At 66.5% G+C, this 10,968-nt stretch carries 10 protein-coding genes and 1 pseudogene; 5 read left to right on the top strand and 6 right to left on the bottom strand.

The annotated features are described in order from the left end of the window. The 5 genes and pseudogenes from H928_RS0121775 to H928_RS0121755 form a co-directional block, all read right to left on the bottom strand. Nucleotides 1-259, bottom strand: a pseudogene (locus tag H928_RS0121775) (GTPase); the annotation flags it as partial. A gap of 119 nt (nt 260-378) precedes the next feature. Beyond that, nucleotides 379-969 carry a flavodoxin gene (locus tag H928_RS0121770; RefSeq protein ID WP_021028386.1) on the bottom strand — a complete coding sequence of 197 codons (591 nt, stop codon included), beginning with the start codon at nt 967-969 and terminating at the stop codon, nt 379-381. Next, the gene (locus H928_RS0121765; RefSeq protein ID WP_021028385.1) at nt 969-1,976 is read right to left on the bottom strand and encodes an alpha/beta hydrolase; all 1,008 of its coding nucleotides are present in this window, start codon (nt 1,974-1,976) and stop codon (nt 969-971) included. Before H928_RS0121765 ends, H928_RS0121770 begins: the two co-directional genes overlap by 1 nt. Nucleotides 1,977-2,099: 123 nt before the next feature. Next, entirely contained in the window at nt 2,100-3,161 is a 1,062-nt protein-coding gene (locus H928_RS0121760; RefSeq protein WP_027011239.1) for an alpha/beta fold hydrolase, read from the bottom strand. After that, the gene (locus H928_RS0121755; RefSeq protein ID WP_027011238.1) at nt 3,158-4,348 is read right to left on the bottom strand and encodes a carboxymuconolactone decarboxylase family protein; all 1,191 of its coding nucleotides are present in this window, start codon (nt 4,346-4,348) and stop codon (nt 3,158-3,160) included. The genes H928_RS0121760 and H928_RS0121755 overlap by 4 nt, the downstream gene beginning before the upstream one ends. A gap of 150 nt (nt 4,349-4,498) precedes the next feature. On the opposite strand from H928_RS0121755, the gene H928_RS0121750 reads away from it, so the two are divergent. Continuing rightward, the gene (locus H928_RS0121750) at nt 4,499-5,494 is read left to right on the top strand and encodes a LysR family transcriptional regulator (RefSeq protein WP_021028382.1); all 996 of its coding nucleotides are present in this window, start codon (nt 4,499-4,501) and stop codon (nt 5,492-5,494) included. On the opposite strand, the gene H928_RS29245 is transcribed toward H928_RS0121750, so the two are convergent. Beyond that, nucleotides 5,491-6,288, bottom strand: coding sequence for an IclR family transcriptional regulator (locus H928_RS29245; RefSeq protein ID WP_021028381.1), 798 nt, complete (start codon nt 6,286-6,288; stop codon nt 5,491-5,493). The genes H928_RS0121750 and H928_RS29245 overlap by 4 nt on opposite strands. A gap of 136 nt (nt 6,289-6,424) precedes the next feature. Here H928_RS29245 and H928_RS0121740 point away from each other — a divergent pair, with 136 nt between their 5' ends. The 4 genes from H928_RS0121740 to H928_RS29235 all read left to right on the top strand — a co-directional run. Next, complete coding sequence (locus tag H928_RS0121740) at nt 6,425-7,507, top strand: cyclase family protein (RefSeq protein ID WP_021028380.1); 1,083 nt, start codon at nt 6,425-6,427, stop codon at nt 7,505-7,507. 9 nt (nt 7,508-7,516) lie between these two features. Further along, on the top strand, nt 7,517-9,127 hold the full coding sequence (locus H928_RS29240) for an AMP-binding protein (protein ID WP_239645044.1): 1,611 nt from the start codon (nt 7,517-7,519) through the stop codon (nt 9,125-9,127). A gap of 83 nt (nt 9,128-9,210) precedes the next feature. Next, entirely contained in the window at nt 9,211-10,386 is a 1,176-nt protein-coding gene (locus tag H928_RS0121730; protein ID WP_021028379.1) for an acyl-CoA dehydrogenase family protein, read from the top strand. Further along, nucleotides 10,383-10,968: SDR family NAD(P)-dependent oxidoreductase (locus H928_RS29235; protein ID WP_021028378.1), on the top strand; the 586-nt coding region annotated here is incomplete at its 3' end. The genes H928_RS0121730 and H928_RS29235, both read left to right, overlap by 4 nt.

Here is a 10,968-nt window from a genome sequence, read left to right as displayed (position 1 = left end):
CGGCTTCGCAGACGCACAGCGCCATCTCATAGGCCAGCTGGCGCGCCTCGGTGGTCTGCAGCTGGGCCAGCACATCGCCCAATTGCACGCGGCGCAGCAGCACATCCTGGTAGAGGTGGGGCAAGTTGATCTGCTGGTCGGCCGCCAGGCCCTCGGCGACCTGGCGGATCTGCTCGCGCTCACGCTCGTGCTTCTCGCCATCGGCAAACGAGGCGAGCAGGCACAGGGTCAAGGTGGCACGAATTTCTTCAGTCGTCATGGATCAGGGCTCCGGTATAAAAGTGCACAAAGGAGGCACTTGGAGCCCTGGGCGCCGCCGGGGTTCCGCAAAAAAGCGACACATTCGCCGTTCTGCGCTGTCGTCCTACGCGCCAGCCCTCAACGCGGCTTGCAGTCGTTCGTCTGCAACCATTGCGTCACCTGGGTCATCGTGCGCCGCTCCTGGTCGGCTTCCATCGCAAAACCTGGCTGCAGGCGGCCCTGGGCCAGGTAGCCGCCCAGCACCTCCAGGCTGTTGCCCAGTCCATAACCGCCATGGGTTTGGAACGGCACCAGGGATTTGCCTTGCCAGTCCTGTGCCGCCAAAAAGGCCCGCACCACGGGAGGTACGGTTTCACCCCAAATGGGAAAGCCCAGATACACCGTGTCAAAACCGCCGATATCGATAGGCCGCGCCAGAGGCCGGCTGCGGCCCGCATCACGCTCCTGCCTGGCCTGCTCCACCGTCTCCAGGTAGTCCTCGGGGTACGGTGTGGCTGGCACTATCTCGGCGATCTGCGCTTTGAAGCTGCGCTGGACCAGGCCGGCAATGACACGGGTGTTACCGGTGCGTGAAAAGTAGGCCACCAGCACCTTGCCCGTACTGCTCGCGCAGCCCTGGTTCGGCTGCGCAGAAGCGGCCCCCACAACCGGCAAGCTGGCCAAGGTGCCCAAGAGCGCGCGCCGCGTGGAGCGGTTGGTGGCGGCCATTACAGCGTTTTGGTGTAGAACGGCGCCAGCTTGCCCATGGCGGCATCGACATACTTGGGCACCCAGTAGGTCTCGATGTGAGTGGCGCCCTCGATCTTGAACAGCTCCTTGTGCTTGGCGCCGGTGGCTTTGGCAAACGCGTCCTCGGTCATGTACAGGCTGTCGGCGGCAGTCCCTGCCACCATCAGCAAGGGCTGCTCGAGCAGCGCGATCTGGTCGGTCGCGTCCCAGCGCATCAGGTCCAACAGGCTGCTGCTGGTGTACTTGAACGTCGAGTTCGGATGCGCATGGCTGCGCCAGTAGTATTCGTAGCCCTGGCGGTACATCTCGAACGGGAGCGCGGCAATCTGCGCATCGCTCATGTCGGCATCACCGGCATAGGCAATCTTGCCGCCCGCCGCTTGCGCAGCCCGCGCATCGCTGGCCTGCTGCAGGCGCTGCTGCACGCTGGCCAGTTGCGAATCGGCAAAGCCATTGCGGCGCACCCGCCCGGAGTTGAACATGCTCAAGGTGGCGATCGACTTGAAACGCTTGTCCGACTTGGCCGCCGAGAGCGCATAGCCGCCTCCCCCGCAAATGCCCAACAGCCCCAGGCGCTGCGGGTCGACACCGGCAAAGCGCGTGATGAAGTCAGCCATGCCGTGGATATCTTCGACGCGGAACTGCGGCTTGTCGGTGCTGCGCGGCTGGCCGCCGCTGCCGCCCTGGTAGGCGGCGTCTGCAGCAATCGTGATAAAGCCCTGCTCGGCCAGGCGCTGGGCGTAGAGGCCGGCAACCTGCTCCTTGACCCCGCCGTTGGGGTGCGCCACCACCACGGCCGGGTAGCGCTGCTGGGGATCGTAGTTAGCAGGGGTGTAGACGTTGGCAACGATATCCAGGCCATTGAGCGGGTAGGTCACCGGATGGATATTGACCTTGCCCGGTTCGTTCTTGGCAATCGCACCCGCATAGACCAGGGTGAAGGGATTTTTAGGGGCATCGGCAGCGGCCGCTGTGGTGGTGGTCATCGTGAAAATTCCTAAGGTACTGAGGGACAGGCCAAGCGCGGAATGCGTCATCAGCGTGCGTCGGGTCAGGAGGGTCATCGGAGAAGGCCTTTCGGTAGGGGCGGAGAGGATGTTGCGCGCCGATCAGTCCAGCTGCTGCGTTGAGAGAAACTGCGCCACCAGCGCCGCGATCTCGCGGTTGTTGAGGTCGGACATCAGAAAGTGCGTGTTGCCATGCACCCCGATCTCGGGCAGATGCACCAGCTGCGCCTTGCCGCCATGCCGGTTGACCGCAGCGACCCAGCGCTGGGCCATCGCCAGCCGCACCCGCCAGTTGTCCTGCCCCCGTGCAGCCGTCGGTGTCGTCGGAAAGTTGTCGCCGTAGTAGATGACGATGGGAATGCGGGTCAGCTTCAAAAAATCGTCCAGCGGCACGATCTCGGGCGCCAGGGTGCCAGCTGCGCTGGGCATGGGCTCAGGGGCATCTTGCTGCGCAAAGATAAAACCGCTGCCCGGCTCGAAGGCCACGATGGCCTTCACATTCGGGTTGCGGATGGCTGTCAGCCAGCCGGGCCCGCCCCCTTGCGAATGCGTGAACAAGATGCCGGGTCCGACCTGGGAGAACAGCGCCGACATGGCATCGGCAATCACCGCTGCGTCATAGGGGCCGGTATTGGGCGTGATGGAGCGCAGGAACTGGTTCCAGGTTTCAGGCTCCGGGTCAAACTGCACGTTGTCGAATCGCCTGGGCCATTGCCCAATGCGAAACTGGTCAAAGAACAGCTGGTCATTCGGTGTGGGCTCCAGCATCGCGGCCACCGTGCTGTTGCCGGCCCGGCCACGGCGCGGTTGGTCCACCAGGTACACCGAGAAGCCGCGCCGCAAAAACAAGGTCTGGAAGCCCTCTCGGCCGTCTGGTGTGCTCTCCCAGCTGCGTGCAGATTGGAAAGCGCCGTGCAGCATGACAATGGGCAGCGGCTTGGGCTGCACCGGCACCTGGTAGAAGGCATACAGATGGTCGCCATGAAAACTCTGTCCTGCCGCCGTGGGCTGGTTGTTGTCATAGCGCCCAGGGGTCTGCTGCAGCACACCGCCCACGGCAAAGCTGCCTTGGGACTGGATCTGCAGAGGCGCAGTAGCCGGGCCGGACTGCGTGGCGCAGCCGCTGAGCAGCGCAGTCGCGCACAAAAGTTGGGGGATGTTCATGGCTGTCCTTTCGTTGCCAGCGCCTGGGCCAGAGCGGTCTGCGCCCGCTCGGCACTTGCGGCCATGCCGCTGGCCGCCAATACCTGGCTAAGCTCACGCAGCTGCGAGGCACGCAGCCCCACGCGCAGGCTGGCGCGCATGTGCGAGCGCAGCTGGGCTTCGGCACCCGGGGTGGCAGCCAAGGCACCCACGGTGGCCAGCTCGCGGCTTTGCCAATCGAGGTTGTCGCGCTCAAAGATGTCGCCAAACAAATGCGCCTGCAAAAACTGGTTGATGACCGGTGCAAACGCCATCACCGGCCCTTGCACCGGGCCACCGGAGATTTCTGTCTGGTTTCTGCGGCCCACGGCAATCAGGTCCTCACCGGTCACCACTGCGCGGCTGGGCGCCGCGCCGGCTGCATCCTGAATGCCTTGTTGCTGGCGGGCCTGCAGCACCTGCATCAACTGCGCGAGCGCATTCAGGCTTTTGGGAAAGCCGACATAGGCATACAGCTGCACCAGCACTTCCTGGCTCTCACTGATGCTCAGCCCGGCATCCAGGCCCTGGCGCAGCGCGGCATCGAGCTGCGCCATATCGCTGCTGGCGGCCAAAGCGGCGATCAAGGGGATCGCCCGTTGCCGGGCACTGAGGCTGTCTGCGCTGGGGTAGTGGCGTGTTGGCGGTTGCGTCGCAGCGGCCTGCTGCAGGCCCGCGCCTTGCCAGGCTGCCTGGTAGTCGTCGTCGCTGACCAGCTCCTGCCAGGTGACCGATTGGCCGTCCTGCTTCTCAGCGATGGCGACATGCACCATGGCCCCGCCCGGCCCCGCACCATGCCAGTGGCGCACATGGGCCGGAATGCTGACGACATCGCCCACGCGCATCGCCAGCGCTGGCTGCCCCTGTTGCTGCACCAGACCAGCGCCCTGCGTCACGATCAGCGTCTGGCCCAGCGGATGGGTGTGCCAGGCCGTGCGCGCAGCGGCCTCAAAGGCGACGGTGCCACCACCAGCGCGGCCAGGCGTTGGCGCGCTGAACGGCGTGGTGATGCGCACGGCACCGCTAAAGCGGTCTGCCGCCCCAGTAGATGCCGGCTGGGTCGCCGCAGCACGAACCTCCACCACGGCCGCGCGCGGCTCGCCGCCCTGTGGCTGCGCTGCGGCGCTGGTGGCGGCGCCAGCCAATGCGATGCAAAGCAAGGATTTCATGGTGCATAACTCCGGTGATGGGGGGCAGCGCTGCGAATTCCAGCGCCTATGTGGGCCCACTGTAAGCAAGGGCGTTGATACTGAATAGTGGTGAATAGGTTGATTTATTAGCACCAAATTGATGACAATAGGACCTCAAGAAAGCACAGCATGGCCCTCAACGAACTGCGATCTGTCACCACCTTCATCAAGGCTGCCGAGCTGGGCAGCCTGCGCAAGGCCGCGCTGGACCTGGGCATCAGCCCCCAGGCGGCCAGCAAGGCGCTGGCGCAGCTCGAAGCGCATCTGGATGCGCGCCTGTTCCACCGCACCACCCGAGTCATGTCGCTGACCGACGCCGGCCAGCGCTTGCTCGAAGAGGTGCAGCCGTCGGTGCAAGGCATGCAGCGGGCGCTGGACAATGCCCGCCAGCGCAAGGACGACTTCCAAGGCCCCTTGCGCATCGCAGGGCCGCGCAGCACCTTCGGGCCCATCCTGTGGCGCCTGGTCGAGGAGTTCTGTGACCTGCACCCCGGCATCCAGCCCGATGTGCTGCTCGAAGACCGGGTCGGCAACTGGGTCGAAGACCGCGTGGATGTGGGCTTTCGGCTCGGCGCATCGGCGCACGAGGGGGTGATTGCGCGCAAATTGCTGGCGCTGCAGATGGTGATCTGCGCCGCGCCCGCCTACCTGCAGCAGCACGGCGCGCCGCAGTCGCTCAGCGCGCTCGAAGCGCACCGCTGCAGTGCCTACCGCCACCCCGCAACGGGCAAGGTGCTGCCCTGGCATGTGCTGATCGACGGGCAGATCGTGGACATCCCCGTCGTGCCCGCCCTCTGCAGCAATGACGAAGGCTTTGAGCTGGAGGCGGTGCTGCGCGGCAAGGTGCTGGGACAACTGGCAGGCGTGACCGCTGCGCCCTACCTGCGCGACGGGCGCCTCGTGCCGCTGCTGGTCGAGCACACGCCCGAGTACATCCATTACTTTGTGTACTTTGGCAGCCGAAGCTCGCAGCCCGCCCGGGCACGCGCCTTTATCGATCTGGCGGTCGAGCGCCTGGTGGACAACCCCGAATTCATACTCAGCGATGAGGAGCTGCGCCGCTTGGCGCCATCCGCGTCCCAGCCCGCAGCCCGGCGCAGATCCAGATCCAGAACGGCGCGCTAGGCGCTGCCCGTACTGCGCCCGCCGCAGGCCACCTGCGCAATGCCGGCCTGGGCCAGCTCCTCGCGCAGCACCTGCAGCGCCTGCGCCTGGTGCTGCGCATCCATCTGCGCATCGTGGTTGGCCACGCTGATGGCGGCCATGTGCGCGCTATGGGCGGTCTGGAACTCGATGGACAGGCCCACGCCGGTGGCGCCCGAGGTGAGCAGGTTGACGCTGAGTGCATGGCCGCGTTTGCGTGTCTGGCGCACCATGTCCATCAGCCGCTCCTGGCTGATGCCGGCGGCCTCGTAGTCCAGCCGGCGGCGCTGGTAGATCTGCTCCAGTTCGGCATCGCGCAGGCTGGCAGCCAAGGCCAGGCTGGCCGTGCCCTGGCCCAGCAAGCGGATCTGGCCGGTCATCAGGCTGTGGGCATGCAGCACCGTGCTGCCCGGCTGCACATGCAGGCAGTGGGCAAAGTCGCCCACGCGGATGATCAGAAACACCGTGTCGCCACTGCGCCGGGCCACGTTCACCATCACTGGGTGGCAGACCTCAAAGATGGGCGGCTTGGCCATCGCCGCCAGCCCCGTCAGCATGGCTTCAACACCCAAGCGGTAGCGGCCTGTGACCGCATCCTTGGCCGCATAGCCAGATTGGGCCAGCACCATCAGCAAGCGCCTTGCGGTCGAGCGGTCCAGCCCGGACTGCGCGGTCAATTCCGCAATCGACAGGCCTTGCACATGGTGGCGCGTGAGCAGCCGCAGCACCTTGACGAGGCGCGCAGGGCTCTGCGCCCCGGGAAAACCTGAGTTCATATCGTGAACATCCGTGCTGCCAGCTTTTGCCATCCCGGCACATCCCGTCTCATAGTTGCTCGGTACCTCTTGAGGTGCGCACAAGCTACGGCAGATCGCCGCTGCGCGCTGTCTCCCCCGTTATCTGGAAAACCCTATGAACGCCTACCGCCCTGTACATGCCCCGCACCTTGCCCCTGTTGTCGGCAGCGCCGGCTCACCGCGCTGGACCCAGCGCCCCGCGCAATCGAACTGGGGCGACTTTGGCCCCGATGACCAGCTCGGCCGCCTGAACTACCTGACGGCGGACAAGGTCAAGGAAGCGGCACAGGAGATACAGACGGGCGAGCGCTTTTGCCTGAGCCTGCCGCTGGACAAGCCCGGCGGCAACGCGCTCAACCCGCGCCGCCACCCGCCGATCATCAAGCCCTCGCGCCGGCCACTGGGCCCGGGGCTGAACTTTGCGCTCTCGCGAGAGAACCCGCTCTACACCGACGTGGTCAGCGACGACTATGCCGAAATTTACCTGCAGTACTCGACGCAGTGGGATGCGCTCTCGCACGTGGGCAGCCATTTCGACATCAATGGCGATGGCGTCGACGAGCTGGTCTACTACAACGGCTTCCAGGCCGGTATCGACATTCTGGCGCCCGATGACCTGCCGGACATGGGCGGCCAGTCCCGCGCCAAGGCGCTGGGCGTGGAACGCCTGGCCGAGCAGGCCATCCAGGGCCGGGGCGTGCTGGTCAACCTGCGCCGCCACTTTGGCGACGGCCACACCCTGGTGTCGGGCAAGATGCTCAAGGAGGTGCTGAAGACCGATGGCATCGAGGTCACCCAGGGCGACATCGTGGCGCTCTACACCGGCTTTAGCGAGTTGCTGCTTGCCTGCGATGGCCCGCCCAAGCCCGACATGCCCGAGACCGTCGGCGCGGTGCTCGATGGGCGCGATCCCGAGCTGCAGCAGTGGATCATCGACAGCCACATCACCACCTTGGTGGCCGACAACTACGGCATCGAATCGGTGCCGGGCCGGCCCGTCGATGGCAGCTGCGCCTTTTTGCCACTGCATGAGCTGTGCCTGTTCAAGCTCGGCATGCCCTTTGGTGAGCTGTGGTACCTGCACCCGCTGGCGCAGTGGCTGCAGGCCCATGGCCGCTACCGTTTCATGCTGACCGCGCCGGCGCTGCGCCTGCCCGGTGCCGTCGGCTCGCCCGTCACCCCGGTCGCCACCGTCTGAAAGCCGCCTATGACATCCCAACCCATGGCCAGCGCGCCCGGCGGCGCGCGGGCCAACGATGTGCGCAGCCTGCTGGCACTGGGCGCCGACGACGCGCCCGCACTGCAGTTTGGCGCCAGCACCCACAGCTATGCGCAGCTGCGCAGCGAGGTGCAGCAATGCGCCAACGGCCTGCGCCAGCAAGGCTTGGTGGCCGGCGATGTGCTGGGCCTGTGGCTGCCCAACACCCCCCACTGGCTGCTGCTGCACCTGGCCTGCGCCCAGCTGGGCATCACCACCCTGAGCCTCAACCTGAAGCTCGGCGTCAAAGAGATCAGCAGCTTTATCGACCGCTCCGGCTGCAAGGCGCTGGCCTTTGACCGCGCCACCGCCAATGCGCTGGCCGTGATGAATGGCGCTGCCGCGAGTGCTGCCAGCCTGCTGCCCGGCAATAGCCTGGAGCAGATCCTGGCCCAGCAAGGCGGCAGCCTGCAGTGCCTGATCGATGCCAGCCTGGGCCCGGCCCACAGCAACCCGGGCCAAATGCAAGTCGCTGGCACGGCGCTGCCCATCCAGCCCTGGCAAACGCTGATGGCAGCACCCGCAACACCCCAGCACCCCAGCGCCTGCCAGGGCGATCAGACCTGCATCATCCTGTCCTCGTCGGGCACCACCAGCCAGCCCAAGCTCATCGTGCACCGCCAGTCCAGCGTGGCCCAGCATGCGCAGGATGTGGCACCCGGCTTTGGCATCGACACCAGCTGCCGCAGCCTGCTGGCCTTGCCGCTGTGCGGGGCATTTGGCTACACCGCAGCGATGGCCACCCTGGCCGCTGGCGCCTGCCTGGTGCTGCATGAGGTGTTCGACACCGCGCGCGCCGCAGCCTGCCTGCAGCAGGAGCCCATCAGCCATATGTTTGGCACCAACGACATGGTCGACAAGCTCATCGCCGACCTGCCCGCTGGCTGGCAGCCGCAGGCGCTGCGCTTTTTTGGCCATGCCAACTTTGTGCCCGGGCTCGATGCGCTGCCCGCCCGTGCCTTGCAGTACGGCATACCGATGGTCGGCTGCTTTGGCATGAGCGAGACCTTTGCGCTGTTTGCCCACCAGGACCCGGCCGCCCCCTTGCCCCGGCGCGCCCAGTCCGGCGGTTTTCCGGTCTGCCCGCAGGCGCGGGTGCGCGTGCGCAACCTGGAGACCGGCGCCCTCGCCGAGGCGCAAGAGCCCGGCGAGCTGGAGTTCTACAGCCCCACCTTGATGCAGCAATACCTGCACGACGCGCAGGCCACGCAGCAGGCCTTCACCGACGACGGCTTCCTGCGCTCGGGCGATCTGGGCTACCTCAATGGCGATGGCGGCTTCACGCATATCTCGCGCCTGGGCGATGTGCTGCGCATCGGCGGCTTCCTGGTCAACCCGGCCGAGATCGAAGAGTCGGTGATGGCGCTGTGCGGCGCCAGTGCCTGCCAGGTGGTAGCGGTCAATGCCTCGGGCAGCTCGCGCCCGGTGGCCTTTGTGCTGGAGCCCAGCGATACCGCAGACCAGCGCTGGGACGAAGAGGCGATCAAGGCCCGGCTGCAGCAGCAGATTGCGCGCTACAAGGTACCCATCCGCATCTTCCGGGTCGAGACCTTTCCCTAAACCATGGGCCCCAATGGCAAGAAGGTCAAACGCAACGAGCTGCGCGACCTGGCGCAGCACCTGCTCGCCCAGGAGGCCAGCGTATGAAGCACAGCTGGACCCTGGCCGAGACGCCATTTTTTGACGCGCGGCATGCCGAGGTCATCGCCCGGCTCAACGGCTGGATCGGCCACAACCGCGCGCGCCTGGCCGATGAAACCCCGCAGGATTTGCAGGCCGAGTGCGCCCACTGGCTGCACAGCCTCGCCCAGCATGGCCTGCTCGAATACGCAGCGCCGGCGATGGCCGATGGCATGCCGCCCACGGTGGACCTGCGCGCCATCTGCCTGGTGCGCGAATGCCTGGGCTACTACGCGCCGCTGGCCGATTTTGTCTTCAGCATGCAGGGCATCGGCAGTGCCGCGCTCTGGCAAAAGGGTGATGCGCAGCTGGTGGCGCCCTATGTGCACGCCTGCAGCCAGGGCCGCAAAGTGGCAGCCTTTGCGCTGACCGAGCCCGATGGCGGCTCGGACGTGGCCGCCACCAAAACGCGGGCCGTGCTGCAAGGCGACCACTACCTGCTCGATGGCGCCAAGTCCTATATCTCCAACGGTGGCATTGCCGACTTCTACGTCGTCATCGCCCGCACCGAAGAGGCCAGGGGCGCGAGCGGCCTGTCGGCCCTGCTGGTCGATGCCGACACCCCGGGCCTGCGCATTCACCGCAGCATCGACATCATTGCGCCCCACCCGCTGGCCGAGATCCATTTTGACGCGTGCAAGGTGCCGGCGGGCCGGCTGCTGGGCCAGCCCGGCGAGGGCTTCAAGGTGGCGATGGGCGTGCTCGATATCTTCCGCAGCTCGGTGGGGGCCGCAGCGCTGGGCATGGGCCAGCGCGCGCTCGATGAGACCTTGGCGCGGGTCAGCCAGCGCCAGCTCTATGGCCAGGCGATGGCCGAGATGCAGACCGTGCAGCACAAGCTGGCCGATATGGCCACGCAGCTGGAAGCCGCACGCCTCTTGGTGCACAAGGCCGCCTGGCTGCGCGATGTGCGCCAGCGCCGCATCAGTACCGAGGCGGCGATGGCCAAGATGCAGGGCACCGAGGCCGCCTTCCAGGTGGTCGATGCAGCGGTGCAGCTGTGGGGCGGCATGGGCATCACCTGCGGCAGCGTGGTCGAGCGCCTCTACCGCGAAGTCCGCCCGATGCGCATCTACGAAGGTGCCACCGAAGTGCAAAAGACCATCATCGGTCGGCAACTACTGAAAGGCCTGGCATGACAGACAGCTCCCGCCAACCCCGCGTCCTGGTCACCGGCGCCAGCCGGGGCATTGGCCGCGCCACGATGCGTTACCTCGCCGACAAGGGCTACCAGACCATTGGCCTGGCGCGCAGCATCCCCGCCGATGCGCGGGCCGATGAGCAGTTCATCGCCTGTGACCTGATGGACCTCGACGGCACGCGGGCGCTGGTCAGCGACCTGGCCGCGCAGGCCCCCTTCTACGGCCTGGTCAACAACGCCGCGCTGGCCCACACCACCGACCTGGCCCATACCAGCGTGGCCGACATGAACGAGGCCATGGCGCTGAACGTGAACGCCTGCCTGGTCTGCATGCAGGCGCTGCTGCCGGGCATGCGCCAGGCGCGCGCCGGCCGCGTCGTCAATATCTCCTCGCGCGCCGCGCTGGGCAAGCCCAACCGCACCGCCTACAGCGCCACCAAGGCCGCCGTCATCGGCATGAGCCGCACCTGGGCGCTGGAGCTGGCGACGGACCAGATCACCGTCAATGTCATTGCCCCCGGCCCCGTGGCCACCGAGCTGTTCAAGACCGCCAGCCCGCCCGGCGCGCCGCAGACCGAAG

The organism is Comamonas sp. B-9 (assembly GCF_000410635.1).
In the GTDB taxonomy this organism is placed as follows: domain Bacteria; phylum Pseudomonadota; class Gammaproteobacteria; order Burkholderiales; family Burkholderiaceae_C; genus Comamonas.
The sequence above is the reverse complement of the archived record's forward strand: the minus strand, read 5'-3'. Positions and strand labels throughout refer to the sequence as shown.